Consider the following 24,844-nt stretch of genomic DNA (forward strand, 5'->3'; position numbering starts at 1 on the left):
CCTCGCCGCCTGGAACGATCCCGTTCGCATCAACTAGGCTCTAGCGCGCCCTGATCACGACCGCGTCTTGAGTGGTCGTCGCCCGGACGGGAAGCAGATTAGACAGTCGCCCAATCATCGCATCCTGCCGATCCACGATCAACACACCGGAAAGTCGCATGCTCGCGGCGCGCGCATCGCCCAGCTTCACGGGACGGTCGAACAGGCGGTTCATGTCGCCGGCGATCTCGGACAGCGGCCGATCACGATAGATCAGTCGCCCTTCACGCCAGCTGGTGATTTCGCCGGTCTCGACCGCCGCAACGCGGGCGCCCGCCTTGCCTTCCACGTGCGAAAGGCCCTGGCCGGGCTTCAGACGGTAGGGAGCGGCGGCGCGATCCGTCGTGGGGCGCACCTCGACCAGGCCGCGCTGGACGGCGACAGCCACCGAGCCGTCGCGGCGCCGAACGTCGAACGCCGTGCCCACAACCCGCACCCGGGTGTCGCCGGCGTCAATCAGGAAGGGGCGCTTGGGATCCTTGGCCACGTCGAAGAAGGCCTGGGAATCGCCCATGACGACGTGTCTTTCGCCCCGCGTGAACCGCACGCTGATTCGCGAGGCGGCGTTCAGGTCGATCCGGGTGCCGTCCTCGAGGGCGACGGTCTTCCGTTCGCCGACGCCGGTCGAATAGACCGTCTCGCGGGCGGCGCCCGGACCGTACATCGGAACGAGAATCGCGCCGGCCACGAAGGCGGCCGCGAGGGCGGTTCCCGTCGACCAGAGCCAGGCCCGGCGGGCCGGGCGGAAGGGAATGACGAGCGCGTCATGGTCAGGTCGGGCGGCGACAACGGGCTCGATCGACCGGCTCAGCGGTCCAAACTCCAGATCGAAAACCAGGACCTTGTCGTAAGCGTCGGCGTTCTCGGGCGAGACAGACAGCCAGGCGTCGAATTCAGCCCAGTCGGCGTCACTGACCGACGGGCCCTGCAGGCGGACCAGCCAGTCAATAGCCGCGTCGATGTCGTTGCCAGCCCGCGTCATGCCGCCTTGTCCTGACGCCCGTGCGCGCCCCTACACGAGGAATACGTCGCCGAACGCCCACCCCCTCCGGATTTTCCGCCAAAGATATAAATATTCGTCAAGGCAGCCTGCCCATCAATGCCTTCAGCGCGGCGCTGACATGTTTCTCAACGGCGCTGCGGCTGATTCCCATCGCCGCAGCCGTCTCCGCGTGGCTCAGGCCATCCAGCTTGTGCAGCGAAAACGCCCTGGCTGCCTTGGGAGGCAGCGCTTCGAGGGTTTTCATCATGGCGGCCAGCCTCTGACGGCCCGCCACCACATCCTCCGCGGACGGGGAATCGGCGACCTGGTCGCCGCCGACCGTCGTGGTCTGGCTGTCGCGCCACCTTTCGTCGCGCGCGCTGGCCCGGGTCTGGCCCCGCAGGCGATCCAGCATCAGGTTGTTGGCCATGCGAAACAGCAGGGCTGATCCGTCGTCGCGAACCTCAAGCTCATCAAGTGCTTGAATTTTCAGAAAAAGATCCTGCACCAGGTCCTCGGCCTCGGCCACCGACCGCAGACGCGCCGCGAACAGGCGCACCAGATTGGCGCGCTTCTCGTCATAGAGGCGAGCGAGCGAAACCGTTGTCGCGGAGGGGGATCGAGGCGGCGACCCGGACAGAAACAGCCTCCGACGGTTACGGCGACACGATGATTGCCATCCATACTAGGAGACGGCGATCATCGGGTCCAGCCAAGCGGGATGGAGCGTCCGAAACCCATGGGTTTCAAAGTGGGACAAAAAGAGGCGCCGCAAGCGTCCGCTGTCGCAAGACGGCGGCGCGCCCCAAGGCGAATGTAGAATTCCAGAGATCACGCCGGGATCTCAGCTGGCGAAAATCCAATCAAGACAACGTTGTCATTGGAAATATTTGCCAAATTTGTGGACGCTTTAGCGGAACGCAAAGCGCCGGTGGACGCGTTCTTCGCCGAGATGCTAGTGAACGCCCGGATATTGCAGTGCGGGATCACGGTTCCACGCTTTGTCCCAAGGCAAGACGATCACGCAGAGGGTCGCGGCCTGTTTCACTTATCGCAGGGTGAATTCAAAAATGCCGGTTGAGACGCTGACCAAGTCACGTTGGGTTTACTCGTTCGGAGGGGGCGGCGCCGATGGCGACGCCTCGATGAAGAACCTGCTGGGGGGCAAGGGCGCCAACCTGGCTGAGATGTCGTCGCTGGGCTTGCCGGTGCCGCCAGGCTTCACGGTGACCACCGAGGCCTGCGTGCACTACTATGCCAACGGCAAGCAGTACCCGGCTGAACTGGCTCAGCAGGTCAATGACGGCCTTGCCATGGTCGAGAAGATCACCGGCAAGACCTTCGGCGACGTGGCCAACCCGTTGCTGGTCTCGGTGCGCTCCGGCGCGCGGGCCTCGATGCCGGGCATGATGGACACCGTTCTCAACCTGGGTCTCAACGACGAGACCGTCGAAGGGCTGGCCAGGCTGTCGGGCGACCGGCGCTTCGCCTATGACAGCTATCGTCGCTTCATCCAGATGTACTCGAACGTCGTGCTCGATCTGGAGCACCACATGTTCGAGGAGATTCTCGACGATCACAAGGAACGCCTGGACATCCATGTCGACACCGGCCTCACGGCCGACGACTGGGCCGGCGTGATCAAGGACTACAAGGCCGCGGTGTCGCGCGAGTTGGGCAAGCCCTTCCCGCAGGACGCCCAGGAGCAGCTTTGGGGCGCCATCGGCGCGGTGTTCGCCAGCTGGATGAACGACCGGGCCAAGTTCTATCGCCGCATGCACGACATCCCCGAGGCCTGGGGCACCGCCGTCAACATCCAGTCGATGGTGTTCGGCAACATGGGCGAGACCTCGGCCACCGGCGTCGCTTTCACCCGCAACCCGTCCAATGGCGACAACCGTCTCTACGGCGAGTTCCTGATCAACGCCCAGGGCGAGGACGTCGTCGCCGGCATCCGCACGCCGCAGTCGCTGACCAAGATCGCTCGCGAAGAGATGGGCGATCCCACGCCGTCGATGGAAGAGGCGATGCCGACCGTCTTCCAGCAGTTCAAGACCGTGGTCGAGACGCTGGAGCGCCACTATCGCGACATGCAGGACATCGAGTTCACGGTGGAGCAGGGCGTGCTCTACATGCTGCAGACTCGCAACGGCAAGCGCACCGCCAAGGCCGCGCTGAAGATCGCCGTCGACATGGCGGCCGAAGGGGTGATCTCCAAGACCGAGGCGATCAACCGCGTCGAGCCGGCCTCGCTGGACCAGCTGCTTCACCCGACCATCGATCCGACTGCCCATCGCGACGTGATCGCCACCGGCCTGCCGGCCTCGCCCGGCGCGGCGACCGGCAAGATCGTGTTCGACAGCGACGCCGCCGAGAAGGCCGCCGCCGCCGGTGAGGCTGTGATCCTGGTGCGCGAGGAAACCTCGCCAGAGGACATTCACGGCATGCACGCGGCGCGTGGCATCATCACGGCGCGCGGGGGCATGACCAGCCACGCCGCCGTCGTGGCGCGCGGCATGGGCCGGGCCTGCGTCTCGGGCGCGGGCGACGTTGCGATCTTCCCCAAGGAAGGCCTGTTCCGGGTTCGCGGTCGTGAGTTCAAGGCCGGCGAGATCATCACCATCGACGGCTCGACCGGAGAAATCCTGGTCGGCGCGCCCAAGATGATCGAGCCCGAGCTGACCGGCGATTTCGCCACCCTGATGGGCTGGGCCGACGAGGTCCGCCGCCTGAAGGTGCGGGCCAACGCCGAGACGCCGCTGGACGCCAAGACCGCGCGCGGTTTCGGCGCCGAGGGCATCGGCCTGTGCCGGACCGAGCACATGTTCTTCGATGACACCCGGATCGCCGCCGTGCGCGAGATGATCCTGGCCGACGACGAAGTCGGCCGCCGTACGGCCCTGGCCAAGATCGCGCCCTTCCAGAAGGCCGACTTCGTCGAGCTGTTCACGATCATGGAAGGCCTGCCGGTCACCATCCGCCTGCTCGACCCGCCGCTGCACGAGTTCCTGCCCCACACCGAGGAGGAAGTCGCGGCCGTGGCTCAGGCGACGGGGCTGGACGCGGACAAGCTGCTGCGCCGGGCCAAGGAACTGCACGAGACCAACCCCATGCTAGGCCACCGCGGCTGCCGCCTGGGCGTCTCTTATCCCGAGATCTACGAGATGCAGGTTCGGGCGATCATCGAGGCCGCCTGCGACATCGCCAAGTCCGGCAAGGCCGCGCCGATCCCCGAGATCATGCATCCGCTGGTCGCCAAGGGCGAGGAGATGAAATACCTGCGCGACCTGACCGACCGCACCGCAAAGGCCGTGCTGGAAGAGCAGGGGATCACGATCGAATATACGGTCGGCACCATGATCGAGCTGCCCCGCGCCGCCCTGCGGGCCGGCGACCTGGCCGCCAACGCCGAGTTCTTCAGCTTCGGCACCAACGACCTGACCCAGACGACGTTCGGCATCAGCCGCGACGACGCCGGCAAGTTCCTGGGCGCCTATATCGACAAGGGCATCTTCGACAAGGACCCCTTCGTCAGCCTCGACCAGGAAGGCGTGGGTGACCTCATCCGCATCGCCGCCGAGCGCGGTCGCGCGGCCCGCCCGGGCGTCAAGCTGGGCATCTGCGGCGAACACGGCGGCGACCCGGCCTCGATCACGTTCTGCGAAAGCGTCGGCCTCGACTACGTGTCGTGCTCGCCCTATCGCGTGCCGATCGCCCGGCTGGCGGCGGCCCAGGCGGCGCTGAACGCCAAGTAGGCCTGGCCTTTGAACTGAACAGAAACGCCCCGAAGCCTGATGGCCTCGGGGCGTTTTTTTGCGCGTGAGCGCCTAGCCGTGCAGTTTGATCGCGGTCTCGGCGATCTTGCGGCCCTGATAGCGGGCGCCGACCAGTTCGTTCTCGCTGGGCTGACGCGATCCGTCGCCGCCGGCGATCGTGGTGGCGCCATAGGGGCTGCCGCCGGTGACTTCATCGATCGTCATCTGGCCGGCGTGGCCATAGTCGAGGCCGACGATCACCATGCCAAAGTGCAGCAGGTTGGTGATGATCGAGAACAGCGTCGTTTCCTGGCCGCCGTGCTGGGTGGCCGTCGAGGTGAAGGCGCCGCCGACCTTGCCGTTCAGCGCGCCGCGGGCCCACAGGCCGCCGGCCTGGTCGAGGAAGCTGGCCATCTGCGAGGTCATGCGGCCAAAGCGCGTGCCCGTGCCGATGATCACCGCGTCATAGTCGGCCAGCTCGGCGACGGTGGCGACGGGCGCTTCCTGGTCCAGCTTGAAGTGGGCGGACTTCGCCACGTCCAGCGGAGCGGTCTCCGGAACGCGCTTGATGTCGACCGTCGCGCCGGCTTCGCGGGCGCCTTCGGCCACGGCCTTGGCCATGGTTTCGATGTGGCCGTAGGACGAATAGTAGAGGACGAGAACCTTGGCCATGATGGCCTCCTTGGGTTGGGAATTGAGGTTTTGGGCGGGGGAGAGTTGAAGCCTCGTCCCGCCCGGGGATTGAAGAAAGCGGCCGCGCCTAGGCTGCGTCGACCAGAACCAGCTCGGCGTCCTCGAGGGCGGTGACGGTGATCACGTCCTCGTTGGCGATGGCGGCGCCGTCACGGGCGTCCAGCTGGACACCGTTGACCGTGACCGACCCAACGGCCGGCACCAGATAGGCGTGACGGCTCTTGCCCAGGTCGTAGGTCGTGCTTTCGCCGGCCTTCAGCGTGGCGCCCAGGACGCGGGCGTCGGTGCGGATCGGCAAGACGTCGCCGTCATCGTCGAAACCGCTGGCCAGGGTCACGAACTTGCCCGAACGGTCGCCCTTGGGGAAAGGCTTGGCGCCCCAGGACGGCGCGCCGCCCGAACGGTTGGGCTCGATCCAGATCTGGAAGATGCGGGTGGTGTCGCCTTCCAGATTGTACTCCGAGTGGCGGATGCCCGTGCCGGCGCTCATCACCTGAACGTCGCCCGCTTCGGTGCGGCCCTTATTGCCCAGGTTGTCCTGGTGGGTGATCGCGCCGCTGCGGACATAGGTGATGATCTCCATGTCGGAGTGGGGGTGCGGCGGGAAGCCGGTATTGGGGGCGATCTCGTCGTCGTTCCACACCCGCAGCGCGCCCCAGTTCATGTTCTTGGGGTCGTAGTAGCTGGCGAACGAAAAGTGATGCTTGGCCTTGAGCCAACCGTGGTCGGCGCCGCCAAGCTTGTCGAACGGTCTGCGATCGATCATGGCCTGAACCCTTGATTTTCCTCGGCGCCGACATCGGCGTCGCTTGCTTGAGGTGAAGATAGCGATCAGGATCACGATCGAAATAGAAACTATTGAAACCCATTGTTTCCAAAATGAGCAAATTGCCTGATCTCGAAGGCCTGGCGATCTTCGCCAAGGTCGTGGAACTGCGGTCCTTCGCAGCCGCGGCCGACGAACTGGCCCTGTCCAAGGCGACGGTGTCCAAGGCCGTCACCCGTCTGGAAATGCGACTGGGCGCCCGGTTGTTCAATCGCACCTCGCGTCGCCTGGCCCTGACCGACGCCGGCCAGAGCCTGGTCGAGCCGGCCACGCGGGTGCTGGCCCAAGGCGAGGAGGCCGAGAACACGGCCCTGGCCCAGTCGGCCGCGCCGCGCGGACTGGTCCGGCTGGCCGCGCCGATGTCGTTTGGCCTGTCGGACGTCGCGCCGGTGCTGCCGCAATTCCTGGCCCTGTATCCCGAGGTCACCGTTGATCTGCATCTCAGCGACGCCACGATCGATCTGGTCGGCATGGGCTTTGACGCCGCCCTTCGTATCGCGGCCCTGCCGGATTCCTCGCTGGTGGCCCGACGGTTGCGACCGGTGAAGCGCTATGTGGTGGGCGCGCCGTCCTATCTGGCCCGACAAGGACGCCCGACCCATCCAGGTCACCTGGCCGAGCACAGCTGTCTTGGTTACGCCTACATGCCGACGCCTGACACCTGGCGGTTCGTGAACGCGGCCGGCGAGGAGGCTTCGATCCGCCCGGCCGGTCCGCTGCGGGTCAACAACGCCGACGCCCTGATGCCGGCCCTGATCGCGGGCCAGGGTCTTGCCGTGATGCCCGACTTCATCGCGGGCGCCGCCCTGGCGGACGGTCGGCTGGAAGCGGTGATGCCCGACTGGAGCCCGCCACCGATCGCCCTGCATCTGGTCATGCCCCCCGGCGGCCCGAGGCCGGCGCGGGTCGAGGCGCTGACGGCGTTTCTGACCGCGACGCTGAGCGGCAAGACCCGCTAGCGCGTCGTGGTGGGCTGGCTGGACTTGATCCGGCGGAAGGTCAGCGACTGATCGGGCGGGCCGGGCTGGCCATCGACGTCCTGCTCGACCCGGATGGTGTCGGGGTCGGCCAGCCACACCTTCATCGACTGGCGGCGTCCGGACTTGCCTTGGGTGACGACCACCACGCCATTACGACCCTCGCGGGTCACGCTGATCTCGACCAGGGCCATGTTGGCCACCGCCCGCGTGGCGCGACCGTCCAGCGGCGCGTCGGCGAACTGGATCGCGGCGACGCCTTCCGCGTCCTCCTCGACCAGGGTCCAGGCCAGGGCCGCGCCGGTGTCCTTGGTGACATCAAGCTCCGCCGCCGTTGGAGCCGCGCCGGTCAGGGCCTCGTTGAACCGCGAAGCCGACAGATCCAGCGTCCAGCGTCCCAGGGCGCCGATCGGAGCCGCCTGCCGCGCCTGGGCCGCAGGCGCGGTGACGGCCGTCGCCAGCACGAGGGTGAGCGGGATTGCCTTGAGCATCGCGGACTTCATGGACGGCCTCCTGACGGCGCGAACGAAAGATAGGGCCGTCCTGGCTGATCATAAAGGGGCGGCGCGCCCGGTCGCTTCCGCGATGACCCGCGCCCTGTTCCGTCGCGCGGGCGATGCTGACTCATCCGTCGCCTTGGACGACCCGGACGCGTCGTTACAGGCTTTCCACCTGGGCCGGCGTGAAGGCGCCGACCTGGATCGGGCTCATCGCCGCGATATTGGTGCTCGACAGCCAGTCAAGCTGGCTGATGGTCAGGCCCGGGATCTGGGCGGGCGTAAGGTAGCCCACCTGGGTGGTGCTGAGTCCGCTGATCACGGTCGTCGACAGGGCCCCGATCTGCGAAGCGACCAGGGCGCCGACCTGGGTGCTGGTCAGTTCGTTGAAGACGTCCAGGCTGAGGCTGCGCATCTGGTAGGCCGAAAGACCCTTGATCGCCGTGCCGGTCAGCGCGCCGACCTGGGTGGTGTCCAGCGCGGCCAGATTGGTCACCGACAGGGCACCAAGCTGGGTCGCCGTCAGGGTGGCGACCTGGGTGGTCGAGAATTCGCCGATATCGGTGGTGGAAAGCCCCCTCAGCTGGGTCGAGGTCAGGCCGGTGACCTGGGTGGTCGACAGGGCCTGGAACTGGGTCGAGGTCAGCCCCGACAGATTGCTGGCCGATATACCGCTGACCTGGGTCGCCGACAGACCGATCATCTGGGTGGTCGAGAGTTCGGCGAAGTCGCCGGCGCCCATCCCGCCCAGCTGGGTCGCGTTCAGTCCGGCGAACTGCGTGCTGCTGAGGGCGGCGATCTGCGTGGCGGTGAGGGCGTTGATGTTGGTGGTCGAAAGACCGCTCAGCTGGGTCGCCGTCAGGCCGGCCACCTGGGTCGCGGACAGTTCGGCGAAGTCTGTCGCGTTCAGGCTCTGGATCTGGGTGACGCTGAGCCCGGCCACCTGGGTGGCGCTCAAGCCGGCCATTTCCGCGCCGTTCAGGGCCGACAGGCCCGTCGCGCTGAGACCGCCCAGCTGCGTTGCCGTCAGGCTCAGCACCTGGGTGTTGCTGAGGGCGGTCACCTGCGTTTCGCTCAGCGCCGCAACCTGGCCGGCTGAAAACGCGGAGAGCTGGGTGGTGTCGAACCCGCTGACCTGGGCGGCGCTCATGGACTCGATCTGGGCGCCGCTGAAGCCTTTCATCTGTGTGGATGACAGGGCGTCCAACTGGTCGAGCGAGAGGGAGGCGACGGCCGTGGTCGAGAGGGCGCCCAGTTGCTCTGCGCCCAGGGCCGCCACATGGGTGGTCGAGAGTTCGCCGATATCCGTCACCGTCAGGGCGGACATCTGGGTGACGGTGAGGCCCTTGACCTGGGTCGCGTCCAGCGAAGCCACCTGGGTGGCGTCCAGGCGCGAGAAGCTGGTCTCCGACAGGGCGCCGATCTGGGTGGCGCTGAAAGCATCCAGGCGCGCGGCGTCGAGGGCGGCCAGCTGGGTCGAGGTCAGGGCCTCGACCAGTTCGCTGCTGAACGTCGCCAACTGGGCCGCGTTGAACGCCACATTGGCCCCGAAGCTGGGGATCTGGGTGGCCGACAGACCCTTGACCTGGGTGGCCGACAGGGCCTCGACCTGGGTCGCGTCGAGCACGGCGACAGAGCTGGCGTTGAGCGCGCCAAGCTGTGTGCTGCTCAGCGTGGCCAGCTTGGTGGTCGACAGGTCGTCGAAGATCTGCGCCGACAGGGCGGAGATCTGGGCGGCCGAGAGATAGGCGATCGGCAAGGCGTTCGTCCTGATCGAAGGGAGGGGACGACCGTGACGACGGCCGAAACCCCGTTCCGAAGCATTCTGAAATCACCCTAGGCAGATCTCAAGATTCGGTCCACGCGACATAGTAGACCCAGGACGGGGGCCATAGACTTGCCCGGCCTAGCATGACGGCGAGAGCCGTCCTGTCCTTAGCTGACCTTGCCGCTCCAGAGATCCAGATCGTCTTCGCGCCCGATCAGGGCCAGGCCCGAGGCGATCGATTCGAACTCGCCGCCGCTCTCGATGCGGTCGGTCGCGAACCGCCGGTGGAAGATGTCGCGGACGGCGGGCACGAACGAACTGCCTCCGGTCAGGAACACCCTGTCCACGGCTTCGGGCGCCAGATTGGCGCGCGCCAGCGCCTGGTCCACGGCCGTTTCGATGGCTGTCAGTTCCGGCGCGATCCAGCCCTCGAAGGTCGAGCGTTCGACCTCCTGCTCGATCAGGATCGAGCCAGCCTCGAAGCGGAACGTGGCGCGTTCGTGGGCCGACAGCGCCTCCTTCAGGGCCGACACCGAGCGGTAGAGGGCATAGCCGTGATTGTCGTCCAGCACCTCGATCAGGCGGCTGATCTTCTCGGGCTCCATCGCGGTCTTTTCCAGCGAGCGGATGTCGCGCATGTCGCGCGAAGCGCGCAGCAGGGCCAGCTGATCCCAGCGGGCGAAGGCGGTGTAGTAGCGCTGGGGAATGGGCAGGCGGTTGTCGAAGGCCCGGTACAGCGAGCCCTTGCCCAGGGCCGGCGACACCAGCTGGTCGATGATCCGGTAGTCGAACGCATCGCCCGCCACGCCGACGCCCGAATGGCTGAGCGGCGTCGAGGCCAGCGAGCCGTCGGCCTTGCGCTCGAACCGCACGAGCGAGAAGTCGCTGGTGCCGCCGCCGAAGTCGGCGACCAGGACGGTGGCGTCCTGCTTCAGTTGGCGGGCGAAGAAGAAGGCCGCGCCGACCGGCTCATAGGCATAGCGGATGTCGGTGAAGCCCAGGCGCGCGAAGGCGGCCTCATAGCGCCGCAGGGCCAGGGCCTCGTCGGGATTGCCGCCGGCGAAGGTGACCGGCCGGCCGACGATCACCCGCGGCGGCAGGTCCGACATGGCGTCGCCCGCATGCTCGCGCACCTTCAGCAGGAAGGCGGCCAGCAGGTCCTCGAACAGATAGCGCTTGTTGAGGATGCGGGTCTCGGTGAAGGCGGCGCTGGCGGCGAAGCTCTTGAACGACTGGATGAACCGCGTCTCCAGCGGATCCTCGACATAGGCCTCGATGGCCCAGGGGCCGGCCTCGACCACCCGCTCATTGGCCTCGCCGCCCTGGCCCTGGAGGTTGTGGAAGCTCAGCGCCGAGCGGAAGGCGAACAGGTCGCCCTCGCCGGTCGGGAAGCGGACCAGGCGCGCGGGTCCGTCGCCGTTCGTCATCGAGACGACGGTGTTGGTGGTGCCGAAATCGATGCCGATCGTAGGCTGGGCGACGGGCGTCTTTGGGGACGTCTTTGGGGACGTCATGGGCGGGACCAGTTCGCTGGAGTGAGGGGCGTGCGTGGTAGCCCCTGGAACGGACAGGTTCAAGGGTGCGGCGGCAGGTTCCCCTCTTAACGCCGCTCCCGCGCATGTTTGATGCGCGCCACGATTATGGACAAGGCTTGGACCCGATACTGGATGATGTAGCCGGAGTCGCCGAAGGGTACGGCGATCTGTCGAAGGTTCGCCGCCGGCCCCATAAAGCCGCGCTCGGCGTGTTCGGCCAGCGACAGCACAGCGTCGGTGATCGCGGCAGCGGCGCGCAGGCTTGCGTCGGGGTTCTTGTCGGCCAGAAAGTCTTGCAGTCGCTGGAGGTCGTTCTCCGCCTTGGCGGTCAGCCGAACGTCTCGCTTCACGACCGGCGGGCGTTCAGGCGTTGGGTCAGGCCTTCCTGGAACTGGCGAAGGGCGTCTTCAGCGGCAACCGAGTGACCCGTCCTGTCGAACTCTTCGAGGGCGGCGATAGCCTCGGCCCAGTCGTCGTCCATCGCTCGATCCAGCGCCTTGAGGGCGTAGTCTTCGAGAGACAGCCCCGCGACTTCCGCGGCCGCCTTCAGCCGTTCCGTGCGCGTAGCGTCCAGATGAATGTCTGTCCCGTCAGCCATGTCGCGAAGGTCGCCCAGCATGTTCCGCGCGTCAATGCAGGCTTGATTGACATTTGTGTCGTCTCATCGCCCTTAACGCGCTTTGCCGGAAAGACAGTCTTGGAACAGTTCGACGTCGTGGTAGTCGGAGCCGGCGCGGCCGGCATGATGTGCGCCATCGAGGCCGGCAAGCGCGGGCGCTCGGTGCTGGTGATCGACCACGCCAAGGATCCAGGCGAGAAGATCCGCATCAGCGGCGGCGGGCGCTGCAACTTCACCAATATCCACGCGGCGCCGGCCAATTTCCTGTCGGCCAACCCCAAGTTCTGTGTCTCGGCCCTGCGCCGCTATCGGCCCAGCGACTTCATCGCCCTGGTCCAGAAGCATGGCATCGCCTTCCACGAGAAGACGCTGGGCCAACTGTTCTGTGACGGCTCGGCCAAGCAGATCATCACCATGCTGCTGGCCGAGATGCAGGCCGCGCATTGCGAGCTGCGGCTCGAGACCGGCGTCGACCGCGTCTCACGCGAGGGGGAGGGCTTCGAGCTGGCCCTGTCCACCGGCGCCAATGTCCGCTGCCAGTCCCTGGTGATCGCGACGGGCGGCAAGTCGATCCCGAAGATGGGCGCGACGGGCTTTGGCTATGAGATCGCCCGGCAGTTCGGCCTGGGCGTTGTCGAGACCCGCCCGGCGCTGGTGCCGCTGACCTTCGAGGTCAAGACCCTGGAACGGCTGGTCCCGCTGTCAGGCGTGGCGCTGGACGCCGTGGTCGCCCACGGCAAGACGAAGTTCCAGGAAGGCATGCTGTTCACCCACCGGGGTCTGTCGGGCCCCTCGATCCTGCAGATCTCTTCCTACTGGCGGGAAGGCGACGAGATCCGGGTCGACATGGCGCCGGGCGTCGACGCCCTGGCTGCCCTGAAAGCGGCGCGCACCGCCACGCCGCGCCGGGCGGTGTCGACCGTCCTGGCCACCCTGCTGCCGCAGCGCGTGGCGCAGATCGTCTCCGATGACGAGGGCGCGCAGGGCAATATCGCCGATTGTTCGGACAAGACGCTGGGCCGGCTGGCCGCGTCGGTCAATGCCTGGACCTTCAAGCCGGTCGGCTCGGAAGGTTATCGCACGGCGGAAGTGACGCTGGGCGGCGTCGACACCAACGACCTGGATTCGCGGACCCTGCAGGCCAAGGAGGTCCCTGGTCTCTATTTCATCGGCGAGGTGGTGGACGTCACCGGCTGGCTGGGCGGTTTCAATTTCCAGTGGGCCTGGGCGTCGGGCTGGAGCGCCGGGCAGGCGGTCTAAGAAAAGTCCTCTCCCTGAAGGGGGAGGCGGCCCGAAAGGGCCGGAGGGGGTAGTCGGCCGTGCGCCAACAGAACTTCCCCCTCCGTCCGCTTCGCGGACACCTCCCCCGTGAGGGGGAGGATTTGCTATCCGGAACTACTTCTTCTTGAACGGCTTACCGGCCGGCTTGCCGCCGTCGAAGCCCTTGGCCTTGAAGGGCTTGGGGCCCTTGAACGGCTTGGCGGGACCTTCGCCTCGCGGCTTGGGCACATAGGCGCCCTTGGGCGCGCCGTCGCCGAACGCCTTGGGCGCGCCGCGGGGCTTGAAGTCGCGCGGCGGAGCGTCGCGGCTTTCGGTGCGGGGCTTGTAGGCGCGCTTGGCGCCGCCTTCGGAGTCGGCCGGCGAGTAGGGGCGAGGCGCGTCATCACGCGGCGCGCGGGGCTTGAAGTCGCGCGGAGCGTCGTCACGCTTGAACTCGGTGCGCGGCTTGAAGTCGCGCGGCGCGGCGTTGTCGCGGTCGCGGGGTGGGCGAGCCTTGTAGTCGCCCTTGGGCTCCTCGCCCTTGCCGTAGGGCTTGGCGTTGCTGAAGCCGTCGTCGCCATAGGTCGATGGACGCGGGGTGTGGTCGCGGGAGCCCGGGGCGTTGGCGCGCGGCGAGCGGGGAGCGTCGTCGCGAGGCGGGCGCGGCTTGAACTCGCGCGGCGCGTCGTTGTCACGCGGCGGGCGCGGGGCGAAATCCTTGCGCGGACCGGCTTCGCGGGCGGCCGGGGCCGCCGTCGGGGTGATGGCGACGTCGTCACGGACGGTGGCCTGAACGGCCGCGCCGAACTTCACCGCGGCTTCGGCCGAGATCTCGAACTTGGTGTCGTAGTCGAAGATCCGGATCGAGCCGATGTCCTTCTTGGTCACGTGACCCAGGCGGCAGATCAGCGGGATCAGCCACTTGGGGTCGGCGTTGTTGCGGCGACCGGTGTTCAGGCGGAACCACTCGGCGCCGCTCATGTCGGCGCGCGGCTCGCGCTCGGGACGGTCACCGCCGAAGTCGCGGTCGCCGCCGAATTCGCGGGGTTCACGCGGCTCGCGGCCGCGCGGGCCCGGATCGGCGCCGTGGCGCGGATCGTCATAGATTTCTTCCGGCGCCGGCAGCTTGGCGCGACGGGTGCGGATCAGGGCCGAGGCCAGTTCCAGCGGCGTGCGCTTTTCCAGCATCACTTCGGCGAGGGCGGTGTCTTCCTCGGTCGAGACCTCGGAGAAGATCGGATCGTCCAGCAGGCGCTCGGTGTCCTTGACGCGGATCTCGTCGGCGGTCGGGGCGCCGCCCCAGTGGCCTTCGACGCCGGCGGCCATCAGCAACTGCTCGGCCTTGCGGCGACGGGTATAGGGCACGACCAGGGCCGAGACGCCCTTCTTGCCGGCCCGGCCGGTGCGGCCCGAACGGTGAAGCAGGGTGGCCTTGTTGACCGGCAGTTCGGCGTGAATGACCAGGCCAAGGTCCGGCAGGTCAAGACCGCGCGCGGCGACGTCGGTGGCGACGCAGACGCGGGCGTGGCCGTCGCGCAGGGCTTGCAGCGCGTCGGCGCGTTCACGTTGCGACAGCTCGCCCGACAGGCCGACGACCGCGAAGCCGCGCTCGCGCAGCTTGCTGTGCATGGCGCGGACGCTTTCACGGGTGTTGCAGAACACCAGGGCGCCGGGGCTTTCGAAATAGCGCAGCAGGTTGACGATCGCGTGCTCGATCTCGTTGGGCGCGACCCGCACGGCGCGATATTCAATGTCGCGGTGCGGCTCGTTGCGGCCGACGGTGTCGATGCGCAGGGCGTCGTTCTGATAGCTCTTGGCCAGCTGCACGATCTCGCGCGCCAGGGTGGCCGAGAACAGCAGGGTGCGGCGTTCGGCCGGGGCGGCGTCGAGGATGAATTCCAGGTCTTCGCGGAAGCCCATGTCGAGCATCTCGTCGGCCTCGTCGAGGACGGCGACCTTCAGCTCCGACAGGTCCAGGTGCCCGCGCTCGATGTGGTCGCGCAGACGGCCGGGCGTGCCGACGACGATGTGGGCGCCCCAGTTCAGGGCCCGTTGCTCGCGGCGAGCATCCATGCCGCCCACGCAGTTGACGACCACGGCGCCGGCGTCGGCGTACAGCCACGTCAGCTCGCGATTGACCTGGATGGCCAGCTCGCGGGTCGGGGCGATGACCAGGCACATGGGCGGGCCGGCCTTGGCGAACTTTTCGGCGTCGCCCAGCAGGGTGGTCGCGGCGGCCAGGCCAAAGGCGACGGTCTTGCCCGAGCCGGTCTGGGCGCTGACCAAGAGGTCGCGGCCTTCGGCGTCGGCTTCCAGCACGGCGGCCTGGACGGGGGTGGGTTCGGCGTAACCTTGAGCAGCAAGAGCCCGCTCAAGAGCGGGGTGGGAGGCGGGGAAGGGCATATAGGTCCAATTCGGTTCAAGCGGACGGCACACACACACGTGCGGCCCGCGCCACGACCAAATACGACCCCCAAATGGACCGTGTTCTTGGTCTTATCTCATGAAATATAGACCTGTTTGGTCGCCTTGCCGATGAGGCGCGGGCGAAAAGAGGTCCGATGGGCCGCTTAAGGAGGCTAAACTGGTCGGGATTGCAAGGGCGCGCGGGAAATTCTGACGGTGTGCGGCGGATTCGCCGCATCGTATGGTGAACGCCGTGGAGCTCGTTTGGACCCGTGTTTCACTTGGCCCACGGCGCTGGCCCCCTCTGCGGGACGCTCGCGGGGTATGGGGATAGCGATCGCGCCATCCCCGAATGGGCACGGGGATTGACGCCCCAAGTCCTCCCCCTGAAGGGGGAGGCGGCCGGAGGCCGGTGGGGGAGCACCGCATTGATTCAGCAGCACTTCCCCTCCGATCGCTACGCGATCGCCTCCCCCGCTAGGGGGAGGACCTGTACGAGCACCCGGACAATCGACGCAGCCGCGCTCAAACCTCCCGTATTCTGTAGCCACCTCGTCGCGAGGAAAGGGCGCAAGGTCAGCGACCATGGCGGCGGCGGGGGGTGATCGAGCGGGGCTGGGCTTCAGGGGGTTACTGAAGCGCGTCCGGGGATCCTGGCGTTGCAGGACCCGCCCGCCGTCGGCGTGGACGAAGAGACACACGGGAGACGCCTTCGGCCCTCGTGCTTCGACCGCCGGGCTGCTTTGGAAACAGGGCGGTTCGGTTTCTGCTAAGGCCTCAACAGGGCCGCCTGGCGGGACGCTGGCGGATAACGATGACGCGGAGCGCCCGGCTTCGTCGAAACGGTTATTCTAATTCATTCCGGGCGAGCCCGGACGCTCCGCGACCCTTCCCGATAACTCAGCGAGATTTCGCGTGAGGTCGCGAACCTGTAGCGGCTCCCCCTCTGGGGGAGCTGTCGCGGAGCGATTGAGGGGGCCATCGCCGCCATTTCAGAGCGAGCCCCCTCCGGCCCTCCGGGCCACCTCCCCCGGCGGGGGAGGATCGAGATCAGACGTCCAGGTCCGCCACCGCGAACTCGGCGTTTTCCTGGATGAAGCGGAAGCGCAGTTCGGGCTTGCGACCCATCAGGGTCTCGACCAGCGACTCCACGGCCTCTTCCGAGCGCGGCAGGGTGATCTTGGCCAGGGTGCGCACGGCGGGGTCCATGGTGGTCTCCTTCAGCTGGGAGGCCATCATCTCGCCCAGACCCTTGAAGCGGCCAATCTCGGGCTTCTTGTTCTTGAAGACGGTGGCCAGAAGCTCGTCCTTGTGGGCGTCGTCGCGGGCATATTCGGTCTTGCCGCCATGGCTGATGCGGTACAGCGGCGGCAGGGCCAGAAACAGGTGCCCGCCGCGGATCAGGTCGGGCATGGTGCGATAGAAGAAGGTGATCAGCAGCGAGGCGATGTGGGCGCCGTCGACGTCGGCGTCGGTCATGATGATGATCCGCTCGTAGCGCAGATCTTCTTCCTTGTAGCGATTGCCGCCCTGGGCCCCCAGGGCCAGCATCAGGTCGGAGAGCTCCTTGTTGGCGCTCATCTTGTCGCCGGTGGCAGACGCGACATTGAGGATCTTGCCGCGCAGGGGCAGGATCGCCTGGTTCTTGCGGTTGCGGGCCTGTTTGGCCGAGCCGCCGGCGCTGTCGCCTTCGACGATGAACAGCTCTGCGCCGTCGACGGCGCCGCCGGCGCAGTCGGCCAGCTTGCCGGGCAGGCGCAGCTTGCGGGTCGCCGAGGCGCGGGACACTTCCTTGTCCTTGCGGCGCTTGAGGCGCTCCTCGGCCCGGTCGATGACGAAGTCGAGCAGGGCCTGGGCGTTCTTGGGCGAGGCGGTCAGCCAGTGGTCGAACGGGTCGCGCAGCGCGGCTTCCACGAAGCGCTGGGCTTCGCTCGACGACAGCTTTTCCTTGGTCTGCCCCTGGAATTCCGGGTTGCGGATGAACACCGAGATCAGGGCCCCGGCCTGGGCGATGACGTCGTCTGCGGTGATTATCGCCGCGCGCTTCTCGTTCTTCAGCTCGGCATAGGCCTTGAGGCCCCGGGTCAGGGCGGCGCGCAGGCCGCTTTCGTGGGTGCCGCCTTCGGGGGTGGGCACGGTGTTGCAGTACGACTGCATGAAGCCGTCGTGCTCACCGAACCCGCGAGGGGTCCAGGCAATGGCCCATTCGACGGCGCCGGCTTCGCCCTGGCGCTCGATGCGGCCCGAGAAGCTGTCGGGGGTGACCGTTTCCAGGCCCTTGGTGCGCTCGGCCAGGAAGTCGGCCAGGCCGTTGGGGAAGTGGAAGACGGCCTCGGCGGGCGTCTGGTCGTGGATACGTTCCTGGGCGCAGGACCATTTGATCTGCACGCCGCGGAACAGATAGGCCTTGGAGCGGGCCATGCGGTACAGGCGCGCCGGCTTGAAGGCCACGCCCTCGCCGAAGATCTGTTCGTCGGGGATGAAGCGCACCATGGTGCCGCGCTTCTTGCTGGGGCCGATCTTCTCGACGGGACCCAGCGGCTTGCCGCGCGAGAACACCTGCAGGTGCTCGAAGCCGTCGCGCCAGACGGTGACCTCGACCCGCTCGGACAGGGCGTTGACGACGGATGCGCCGACGCCGTGCAGACCGCCGGAGGTCTCGTAGGCCTTGCCGCTGAACTTACCGCCCGCGTGCAGGACGGTCATGATCACTTCCAGGGCCGACTTGCCCGGATGCTTGGGGTGCGGGTCGACGGGCATGCCCCGGCCGTCGTCCTTGACCGACAGGTAGCCGTCGGCGTCGAGCTTGACCTCGATGGTCTTGGCGAAGCCGGCCACGGCCTCGTCCATCGAGTTGTCGAGCACTTCGGCGAACAGATGGTGCAGGGCCCGCTCGTCGGTGCCGCCGATATACATGCCGGGGCGTTTGCGGACCGGCTCCAGGCCTTCCAGCACCTCGATGTCGCTGGCGGTGTAGCCGCCGGACGACGGGGGCGAGGCGGCGGGTGCGACGGTCGGAGGCGGTGGCGCGGCGGCGCGGGCGGGCGCTTCGACGTGCGGCTCACGAGCCGGCAGCGGCGCGGCGGGCGGCGGCGACAGGGCGTCGTCGCCAAAGAGCGAGAACAGGGAGTTGGGATCGTCTTTGGAGGACATTACGGGAACATGCGTCGATTCTGTGGAAGCTCCGTATGGGCTTCCCGGAGTCCGGTGAAAAGAGGCGTGTCGTCGCGCTTCGTGGATTTGTTGGGGAACAAGGTCCTCCCCCCAGCGGGGGAGGAGGCCCGAAGGGCCGGAGGGGGAAGGGCGCAATGAAGCCCAGAATTTCCCCCTCCGTCGCCTGCGGCGACACCTCCCCCATCAGGGGGAGGATTTTGAAGCCTCTACCGGTAGGCCGGCGGCATCCCGTTGTCGGGCGCCGCATAGCGGTCGCGCAGCTGCGTCTGGCGGCTGTCCCTGGGTTGCTCGACGCCGGAGATAAACACCTTGTCGGCCCAGGTCGTGGCCTCCAGCGGGTCGCCGGTCCACAGGACCACGTCGGCGGCCTTGCCGACCTCCAGCGAGCCGATCTTGCCGGCCTGACCCCAGATCTTGGCGGGGTTGAGCGTGATCGAGGCCAGACCCGCCGCATAGGGCAGGCCGTTGGCCACGGCCAAGCCTGCGTTCAGGCGTTCCTGGCGAAGATTGGCCAGATCGCGCGATCCGTTGATCGCCACCATCACGCCGGCCGCGTTCAGGCGCGCGGCGTTGTCGAGGCGCGACCCCAGGGTCTCGAAGCTTTCGGGCAGATCGGCCTGGGCGTCGACGATCACCGGCACGCCGGCCTTGGCGATCTCGGGGGCCACGATCCAGCCTTCCTCGACGCCTTCCAGGATGATCTTGATCTTTTCCTCGGCCGCCAGCTTCAACGCTTGGCGGATGTCGGACGCGCGATGGACGCTGATCAGCAGAGGCGTCTTGCCTTGCACCACCGGGACCAGGGCCTGCAGGTCGATCCGAGACAGACCGTACTCCCGCGTTGCGCCTTGCTCGAAGGCGGCGCGGTTACGGGCGAAGGCGCGGGCGTCTTCGAGCGCCGACTTGATCAGCACGATCGAGGCCCCGCGCGAACCGCCGGCGGCGCGCGCCCCGGATTCGCCCAGCGACACCGTGACGGCCAGCTTCGAGCCCTCGACCATGTCGGCGTCGCCGTCCTGCAGTCGAACGAACGCCGCCTGGCCGCCGAACAGGGGCGGATCGCCCGAGCCCGAAGCGCCGGCGGTCATCTCCTCGACCACCCCATCATCGGCATGCTCGTTTGCGCCGCCGCCAGCGCCCGACAGAACCGGGGTGACGGCCGAGGCGGTGAGGCCGCCATCGCGGGCCAGGCCGATCTTCGGCGAGGCGGGATTGACGCTGTAGGCGATGTCAAAGCCGGCCGAGAGCGCGCTGCCGGTGCCGTCGTCGCGGGTTTCCCGAACGCCGCCGATCTCGGACGCGGTCAGGTTGGAGGACGGCGCGACCAGGCCGGGGGTGACCACCCCGCCCTTGGCGTCGATCACCGTCGCCCCGGCCGGAGCCGTGACGCCGGCGCCAAGCGCGACGATCTTGCCGTCACGCATGACGATCGTGCCCGACGCGATGGCCGGGCCGCTGATCGGTTCCAGCCGGGCATTGGTGATGGCGATCGTCTGGGCGGCGGCCGGAGCCGCCAGGGCGGCGCACGCTGCGCCCGTCAGGAGGAAGGACCGGATCATCAGTTGAACGCTCCCTGGCCGGTTTGGCCAAGTTCGAAGTCGGACTTGGGCTGGTAGCGCGGATCATGACGATCATAGGTCAGGGCGCCGTCGATATAGACCTGCTCGGCCTGGGCGTAGACGCTGAACGGATCGCGGCTCCAGATCACCAGGTCGGCGGCCTTGCCGGGCTCGATCGAGCCGGTCTTGTCGCCGATGCCCATGGCCTTGGCCGGGTTGGCGGTGATCCACTTGATCGCCTCGGCCCGGCTGATGCCGTAGCCCAGCTTGTTGCCGGCCGTCATGGCGATGGCGGCTTCCTGATTCAGGCGCTGGGTCATGATCGGATCGTCGGAGTGGATGACCACGCAGGCGCCGGCCTTCCACAGGATGGCGGCGTTGGCGTCGATGCCATCCAGGCTTTCCATCTTGAAGCCGGTCCACGAGGCCCAGGTGGCCGAGCAGATGCCTTCCTTGGCCAGCAGGGGCGCGATCTTGTAGCTTTCGATCGCGTGGTGGAACATCGTGATCTTGTAGCCAAACTCGCGGGCGATATCGATCATCACCGCTTCTTCGTCCGCGCGGTAGCAGTGGTTCTGCACCAGGATCTCGCCCTTCAGGACGCCCGACAGGGTTTCAAGCTGAAGGTCGCGCTTGGGGGGATCGGCCTTCTCGCCCTTCTGGACCTTGGCGCGGTAATCGTCCCATTTGCGGGTGTAATCTGCCGCGTCGATCCAGGCCTTGCGATAGCCGAAGACGTTGCCCATCGCCGTCGAGGGCGAACGACCCTTGCCGCCATAGACCCGCTTGGGGTTTTCGCCGCAGGCCATCTTCAGGCCATAGGGCGCGTCCGGAAACTTCATGCCCTGCATGGTCAGGGACGGCACGTTCTTCAGCGTCACCGAACGACCGCCGAACAGGTTGGCCGAGCCGGGCAGGATCTGGAGCGTGGTCACGCCGCCAGCACGGGCCCGGTTGAAGCCCGGATCCTGCGGCCAGACGGAGTGCTCGGACCAGACCTGGGCCGTGTTGGGATCGGTGGCTTCGTTGCCGTCCGACTTGGCCTGAACGCCGGGCGAGGGATAGACGCCCAGGTGGCTGTGGGCGTCGATGACGCCGGGGGTCAGCCACTTGCCCTTGGCGTCGATCACCTTGATGTCGGCCGGGATCGCCGTGCCGGGTCCGCCGACCGCGACGATCTTGCCGCCCGACATGAAGACGACGCCGTTGTCGATCTGCTGGCCGGTTGCGGTGAGCACCGTCGCGCCGACGATGGCCGTCGCCGAGGAGGGCAGGGGCTTGTAGGTCGACGGATAGCCGGTCGAGGTCGAGCCATCCAGCCCCTTGGGCAGCGGCTTGTTTTCCACCTTTTCGGCCGGCTTGGCCGGTGTGGCGCCGGGCTTGGCGCCGGCTCCCGTCGTCGTCGCGCAGGCCGTAAGACCCAGTGCGAGCAAGCTTACGGCCGCAGCCGTGCAGCGCCATCCCATCATGAAAAACCCCGACTCCCGAACAGGCGGGCAGGACAAACGAAAAGATCCCGCCAGGCAAGAGAGGCGGCGCCCCGGATCACGCGATCCGCGAAATTTATCTGTCGTCTGATCCTGGTTGCGGCATCATGCGTTCGGTTCGACGCCCCAGACCACCGGAGATGCCCCCTTGGCTTTGCATTCCCTGATGCTGGCCCTCGCCACAGTGCTTTTGCTGGCTTGCGAAAGCCCTGGCGCGGGTGCGCCTCGGGCGGCGCCGCCGATGTCGCGGGCGCCCGTCGCCGAAGGGGGCATGTGTGGCGGCATAGCGGGATTTCAGTGCGCCGACGGACTCTCCTGCCAGTTTCAGGCAGGTCAGTGCCGTACGGTCGCCGATGCTGCGGGTATCTGTCGCAAGCGACCGACGATCTGTACGCGAGAATACCGGCCGGTGTGCGGCTGCGACGGCAAGACCTATGGCAACGCCTGCATTGCGGGGGCCGCCGGAGCGAGCGTCGCCGCGCCGGGTGAATGCAAGTCGTAGGAGATGGGATTGAAGGATTTTGGGATCGAGCGGCGCACGGTTCTGACGACCGGCGCCGCTATCGCGGTTGTCGGCGCGCCGCCAACAGCGTCAAGCAAGGAGCAGGCGGGAATGTACGGATTGATCGGCCAGATGATCGCCACCTCGGGCAAGCGGGATGAGCTGATCACGATCCTGAGCGAAGGTACGGGGCAGATGCCGGGATGCCTGAGCTATATCGTGGCCAAGGATGCCGCGAACGCAGACGCTATTTGGATCACCGAGGTCTGGACCGACGCCGCCAGCCACGCCGGCTCGCTGAAGTTGCCGGCCGTCCAGGCGGCGATCACCAAGGCGCGTCCGATCATCGCCGGCTTTGGCCAGAGGTTTGAAACCGTCCCTGTCGGAGGCGTAGGGCTGGCCAGGACCTGACAGCAAAAAGGCCGTGGATCGCTCCACGGCCTTTCCGGTCTCTTGATCCGAGGATCGACTACATCTTCACGTTCAGCGACACGCCGACGATACGCGGTTCGTTGACGAAGGAGGTCAGGTTGTTGAAGTCGATCGCGCCCTTGAGGTTGTCCTCGTCGGTGATGTTGCGCGCGAAGACCGCGGCTTCCCAGGCGCCGTCCAGCTTGGCGTAGCCGAGCTTGAGGCCGCCTTCGAAGTCACCCTTGCTGTAGAACTCCTTGGACTCATAGAGGAAGAAGTTCGTCAGGCCCTGCACCTTCCAGTCGGTGAAGGCGAAGAGTTCGCCGTCGGCGCCGAAGGGCACGCTGTAGCGGGCGGTGAAGTCCAGCGTGTATTCCGGAGCGTTGGGGAACGGGTTGCCGTTGACCAGGGCCTGGCCGGCGGCGTTCTTCGCATCGGTGACCGTGCACTGGGCGCAAACGGCCACGGCCAGCGTCGAGTCCTTGATCTCTGTGTGGCTGTAGCTGTAGCCGGCGGTCAGGACGAGGTTCGGCGAGACCACGAATTCACCGTCCAGCTCAACGCCATAGGCTTCGCCCTTCTTGGCGTTGATCAGGCGGTTGGAGTTGGAGCCGCCGCCGACCGCGCTGAACTGCGGATCGTCGATGGTGTAGGTGAACACCGCGCCGTTGAGGCGAACGCGGCGATCAAGCAGTTCGCTCTTCAGGCCCAGCTCATAAGACATGATGGTTTCGGACTTCGCCGTCGAGGCGGGCGAGAAGTAGGCGATGTCGCGGCCCTGGATCGACGGACCACGGAAGCCTGAAGCGACCTTGCCGTAGACGCTGACGTTGTCGGCGACGTTGTAGAACGCGCTCAGGTCCCAGCTGACCTTCTCGTCGGAAACCGAGACGGCGGCGGCGGGATTGGGGCCGGAGACGACCTTCATGTCCTTGTCGTCGCTGGTGTAGCGCAGCCCGCCGGTCAGGGTCAGCGCTTCCGTGGCCTTATAGGAGGCCTGGCCGAAGACGGCCCACGCCGTGTTCTTCTGTTCCAGCGTGGTGGCCGGGGCGAAGCCCGGATCGGTGCGGATCTGGTAGCTGGCGTCGAAATAGTAGCCACCGACCTGCCAGCTCAGCGGACCGTCGGTGTCGCTGGCCAGGCGGATTTCCTGGGTGACCTGATCCAGCTTCTTGATGCCGTCGGTGCTTTCCGAGGGGAAGGGGATGAAGCCCGGTCCGCTCAGGTTGCCGCCGTCGATGTCGCCCCGGCTCGAGCCATGGGTTTCTTCATAGGCCGTGATCGAGGTCAGCGTGACGTCGCCGAAGTCGTAGCCGATGTTGGCCGAAGTGCCCCAGCCCTTGTACTTTTGCGGGTTGTTGCCGCCGGCGTCGAAATAGACCGTCTTGCGATCGTAGTTGGCGTTGAGCTTGTTGGAGCCCTTGGTGAGGATGTTGGCGCGGAAGACCGCCGCCGTGCCGTCCAGATCGCGGCCGTGAACGTTGAACAGAGCGCTCAACGCTTCGGTCGGCGTGAACAGCACCTGCAGGCGGGCGGCGCGTTCGTCGAAGCCGCCCAAGGCGTCCTTCTGCTTGGTGAAGGCGTTGTTGATCCAGTTGTCGCGATGCTGCACGAGCAGCGAAGCACGGCCCGCGACCTTGCCGGGAACGATGGCGCCACCGACGCCACCGTCGAAGGTCAGGGTGTTGTAGCTGCCATAGGTGGCTGCGGCGCGGCCCTTGACCTCTTCACTTGGCTTGACCGTATCGAACTTGACGATGCCCGCCGTGGTGTTGCGACCAAAGAGCGTGCCCTGCGGCCCGCGCAGGACTTCTACCTGGTCGAGGTCATAGATCGGCGAGCTCTTCAGCACGACGTTTTCCAGAACCACATCGTCCTGGATGATCGAAACCGGTTGCGAGGCGGCCAGGTCGAAGTCGCTGTTGCCCAGGCCGCGGATGTAGAAGCGCGGCGCGGCGCGGCCGTTGGAGGACTCGGCATAGAGACCCGGCGCCTTCGCCGAGAGGGCCAGGATGTCGTCGCCGGCGGCGAAGGTCGACTGCAGCTTTTCACCGGCGAGGGCGACCACCGAGACCGGCACGTCCTGCAGGTTTTCGGCGCGCTTCTGTGCGGTGACGATGACGTCGCTGACCGTGGTGTCCTGCGCGAAGGCGGCCGGCGCGGCCGCGATGGCGATGCTCAGCGCGGCGAAGCCGCAAGACAGGCTGAGCGCGTTACGACGAGTGGAGGGATGCATGGAGAGATCCTGTGCTGACCAAGCTTCGCGCCGCCGACTCTGTTGGGGCGTGCGCGTTGCTTCCGTTGTGATGCGTTAAGCTTAGTTGGCGCCGCGGGGATATCTCGCGCCACGGGAT

19 protein-coding genes and 1 pseudogene are annotated in these 24,844 nt (G+C 67.0%); 5 read left to right on the forward strand and 15 right to left on the reverse strand.

The annotated features are described in order from the left end of the window. Positions 1-40: 40 nt before the first annotated feature. Positions 41-1,021 (reverse strand): FecR family protein, encoded by a 981-nt coding sequence (locus ACQY9P_RS17545; RefSeq protein ID WP_421737931.1) that lies wholly within the window; start codon positions 1,019-1,021, stop codon positions 41-43. A gap of 97 nt (positions 1,022-1,118) precedes the next feature. Beyond that, positions 1,119-1,667: an RNA polymerase sigma factor gene (locus tag ACQY9P_RS17550; protein ID WP_428151670.1), complete on the reverse strand. Its 549-nt coding sequence runs from the start codon at positions 1,665-1,667 to the stop codon at positions 1,119-1,121. A gap of 424 nt (positions 1,668-2,091) precedes the next feature. On the opposite strand from ACQY9P_RS17550, the gene ppdK reads away from it, so the two are divergent. Continuing rightward, a complete protein-coding gene (ppdK, locus tag ACQY9P_RS17555; protein ID WP_421737930.1) occupies positions 2,092-4,776 on the forward strand; it encodes a pyruvate, phosphate dikinase in 2,685 nt (894 codons plus the stop codon). Between the two features lie 72 nt (positions 4,777-4,848). Here ppdK and wrbA read toward each other — a convergent pair whose 3' ends face one another. Beyond that, complete coding sequence (gene wrbA / locus ACQY9P_RS17560; RefSeq protein WP_421737929.1) at positions 4,849-5,448, reverse strand: NAD(P)H:quinone oxidoreductase; 600 nt, start codon at positions 5,446-5,448, stop codon at positions 4,849-4,851. Between the two features lie 88 nt (positions 5,449-5,536). Continuing rightward, on the reverse strand, positions 5,537-6,235 hold the full coding sequence (locus ACQY9P_RS17565; RefSeq protein WP_421737928.1) for a pirin family protein: 699 nt from the start codon (positions 6,233-6,235) through the stop codon (positions 5,537-5,539). 113 nt (positions 6,236-6,348) lie between these two features. Here ACQY9P_RS17565 and ACQY9P_RS17570 point away from each other — a divergent pair, with 113 nt between their 5' ends. After that, positions 6,349-7,254, forward strand: coding sequence for a LysR substrate-binding domain-containing protein (locus tag ACQY9P_RS17570; protein ID WP_421737927.1), 906 nt, complete (start codon positions 6,349-6,351; stop codon positions 7,252-7,254). On the opposite strand, the gene ACQY9P_RS17575 is transcribed toward ACQY9P_RS17570, so the two are convergent. From ACQY9P_RS17575 to ACQY9P_RS17595, 5 genes are all read right to left on the reverse strand, one after another. After that, positions 7,251-7,775, reverse strand: a complete 525-nt coding sequence (locus ACQY9P_RS17575; protein WP_421737926.1) for a hypothetical protein — start codon at positions 7,773-7,775, stop codon at positions 7,251-7,253. The genes ACQY9P_RS17570 and ACQY9P_RS17575 overlap by 4 nt on opposite strands. A gap of 154 nt (positions 7,776-7,929) precedes the next feature. After that, positions 7,930-9,528: an ice nucleation protein gene (locus ACQY9P_RS17580; protein WP_421737925.1), complete on the reverse strand. Its 1,599-nt coding sequence runs from the start codon at positions 9,526-9,528 to the stop codon at positions 7,930-7,932. 176 nt (positions 9,529-9,704) lie between these two features. Continuing rightward, the gene (locus tag ACQY9P_RS17585) at positions 9,705-11,051 is read right to left on the reverse strand and encodes an Hsp70 family protein (RefSeq protein ID WP_421737924.1); all 1,347 of its coding nucleotides are present in this window, start codon (positions 11,049-11,051) and stop codon (positions 9,705-9,707) included. Positions 11,052-11,137: 86 nt separating this feature from the next. Then, the gene (locus ACQY9P_RS17590; protein WP_421737923.1) at positions 11,138-11,422 is read right to left on the reverse strand and encodes a type II toxin-antitoxin system RelE/ParE family toxin; all 285 of its coding nucleotides are present in this window, start codon (positions 11,420-11,422) and stop codon (positions 11,138-11,140) included. Then, positions 11,419-11,691: a hypothetical protein gene (locus ACQY9P_RS17595; protein ID WP_421737922.1), complete on the reverse strand. Its 273-nt coding sequence runs from the start codon at positions 11,689-11,691 to the stop codon at positions 11,419-11,421. Before ACQY9P_RS17595 ends, ACQY9P_RS17590 begins: the two co-directional genes overlap by 4 nt. 78 nt (positions 11,692-11,769) lie before the next feature. Here ACQY9P_RS17595 and ACQY9P_RS17600 point away from each other — a divergent pair, with 78 nt between their 5' ends. Beyond that, entirely contained in the window at positions 11,770-12,951 is a 1,182-nt protein-coding gene (locus tag ACQY9P_RS17600; protein ID WP_421737921.1) for an NAD(P)/FAD-dependent oxidoreductase, read from the forward strand. Positions 12,952-13,086: 135 nt separating this feature from the next. On the opposite strand, the gene ACQY9P_RS17605 is transcribed toward ACQY9P_RS17600, so the two are convergent. The 5 genes and pseudogenes from ACQY9P_RS17605 to ACQY9P_RS17625 all read right to left on the reverse strand — a co-directional run bounded on the left by ACQY9P_RS17605 (position 13,087) and on the right by ACQY9P_RS17625 (position 21,559). After that, on the reverse strand, positions 13,087-15,354 hold the full coding sequence (locus ACQY9P_RS17605) for a DEAD/DEAH box helicase (RefSeq protein WP_421737920.1): 2,268 nt from the start codon (positions 15,352-15,354) through the stop codon (positions 13,087-13,089). 755 nt (positions 15,355-16,109) lie between these two features. After that, positions 16,110-16,204, reverse strand: a pseudogene (locus ACQY9P_RS17610) (hypothetical protein); the annotation flags it as partial. 203 nt (positions 16,205-16,407) lie between these two features. Next, positions 16,408-18,510 carry a DNA topoisomerase IV subunit B gene (gene parE / locus ACQY9P_RS17615; protein ID WP_421737919.1) on the reverse strand — a complete coding sequence of 701 codons (2,103 nt, stop codon included), beginning with the start codon at positions 18,508-18,510 and terminating at the stop codon, positions 16,408-16,410. 227 nt (positions 18,511-18,737) lie between these two features. After that, the gene (locus ACQY9P_RS17620) at positions 18,738-20,090 is read right to left on the reverse strand and encodes an amidohydrolase family protein (protein WP_421737918.1); all 1,353 of its coding nucleotides are present in this window, start codon (positions 20,088-20,090) and stop codon (positions 18,738-18,740) included. Then, positions 20,090-21,559: an amidohydrolase gene (locus tag ACQY9P_RS17625; RefSeq protein ID WP_421737917.1), complete on the reverse strand. Its 1,470-nt coding sequence runs from the start codon at positions 21,557-21,559 to the stop codon at positions 20,090-20,092. Before ACQY9P_RS17625 ends, ACQY9P_RS17620 begins: the two co-directional genes overlap by 1 nt. Before the next feature lie 289 nt (positions 21,560-21,848). Between ACQY9P_RS17625 and ACQY9P_RS17630 the strand changes: the two genes are divergently transcribed. Both ACQY9P_RS17630 and ACQY9P_RS17635 read left to right on the forward strand, forming a co-directional pair. Continuing rightward, positions 21,849-22,079: a Kazal-type serine protease inhibitor domain-containing protein gene (locus ACQY9P_RS17630; RefSeq protein WP_428151672.1), complete on the forward strand. Its 231-nt coding sequence runs from the start codon at positions 21,849-21,851 to the stop codon at positions 22,077-22,079. Positions 22,080-22,190: 111 nt separating this feature from the next. Further along, positions 22,191-22,490, forward strand: coding sequence for a putative quinol monooxygenase (locus tag ACQY9P_RS17635; RefSeq protein WP_421737916.1), 300 nt, complete (start codon positions 22,191-22,193; stop codon positions 22,488-22,490). A 58-nt stretch (positions 22,491-22,548) separates the two neighbouring features. Here ACQY9P_RS17635 and ACQY9P_RS17640 read toward each other — a convergent pair whose 3' ends face one another. Further along, on the reverse strand, positions 22,549-24,726 hold the full coding sequence (locus tag ACQY9P_RS17640) for a TonB-dependent receptor (RefSeq protein ID WP_421737915.1): 2,178 nt from the start codon (positions 24,724-24,726) through the stop codon (positions 22,549-22,551). Positions 24,727-24,844 lie beyond the last annotated feature (118 nt).

Source organism: Caulobacter sp., from assembly GCF_965279145.1.
Classification (GTDB): domain Bacteria; phylum Pseudomonadota; class Alphaproteobacteria; order Caulobacterales; family Caulobacteraceae; genus Caulobacter.

Excerpts from the sequence above, each read along its gene's own strand:
- ACQY9P_RS17605 (WP_421737920.1), bottom strand. The coding sequence starts at position 15,354 with ATGCCCTTCCCCGCCTCCCACCCCGCTCTTGAGCGGGCTCTTGCTGCT.
- parE (WP_421737919.1), bottom strand. The coding sequence starts at position 18,510 with ATGTCCTCCAAAGACGATCCCAACTCCCTGTTCTCGCTCTTTGGCGAC.
- ppdK (WP_421737930.1), top strand. The coding sequence starts at position 2,092 with ATGCCGGTTGAGACGCTGACCAAGTCACGTTGGGTTTACTCGTTCGGA.
- ACQY9P_RS17575 (WP_421737926.1), bottom strand. The coding sequence starts at position 7,775 with ATGAAGTCCGCGATGCTCAAGGCAATCCCGCTCACCCTCGTGCTGGCG.
- ACQY9P_RS17570 (WP_421737927.1), top strand. The coding sequence starts at position 6,349 with ATGAGCAAATTGCCTGATCTCGAAGGCCTGGCGATCTTCGCCAAGGTC.
- wrbA (WP_421737929.1), bottom strand. The coding sequence starts at position 5,448 with ATGGCCAAGGTTCTCGTCCTCTACTATTCGTCCTACGGCCACATCGAA.
- ACQY9P_RS17640 (WP_421737915.1), bottom strand. The coding sequence starts at position 24,726 with ATGCATCCCTCCACTCGTCGTAACGCGCTCAGCCTGTCTTGCGGCTTC.
- ACQY9P_RS17635 (WP_421737916.1), top strand. The coding sequence starts at position 22,191 with ATGTACGGATTGATCGGCCAGATGATCGCCACCTCGGGCAAGCGGGAT.
- ACQY9P_RS17630 (WP_428151672.1), top strand. The coding sequence starts at position 21,849 with ATGTGTGGCGGCATAGCGGGATTTCAGTGCGCCGACGGACTCTCCTGC.
- ACQY9P_RS17625 (WP_421737917.1), bottom strand. The coding sequence starts at position 21,559 with ATGATGGGATGGCGCTGCACGGCTGCGGCCGTAAGCTTGCTCGCACTG.
- ACQY9P_RS17595 (WP_421737922.1), bottom strand. The coding sequence starts at position 11,691 with ATGCTGGGCGACCTTCGCGACATGGCTGACGGGACAGACATTCATCTG.
- ACQY9P_RS17585 (WP_421737924.1), bottom strand. The coding sequence starts at position 11,051 with ATGACGTCCCCAAAGACGTCCCCAAAGACGCCCGTCGCCCAGCCTACG.
- ACQY9P_RS17565 (WP_421737928.1), bottom strand. The coding sequence starts at position 6,235 with ATGATCGATCGCAGACCGTTCGACAAGCTTGGCGGCGCCGACCACGGT.
- ACQY9P_RS17545 (WP_421737931.1), bottom strand. The coding sequence starts at position 1,021 with ATGACGCGGGCTGGCAACGACATCGACGCGGCTATTGACTGGCTGGTC.
- ACQY9P_RS17620 (WP_421737918.1), bottom strand. The coding sequence starts at position 20,090 with ATGATCCGGTCCTTCCTCCTGACGGGCGCAGCGTGCGCCGCCCTGGCG.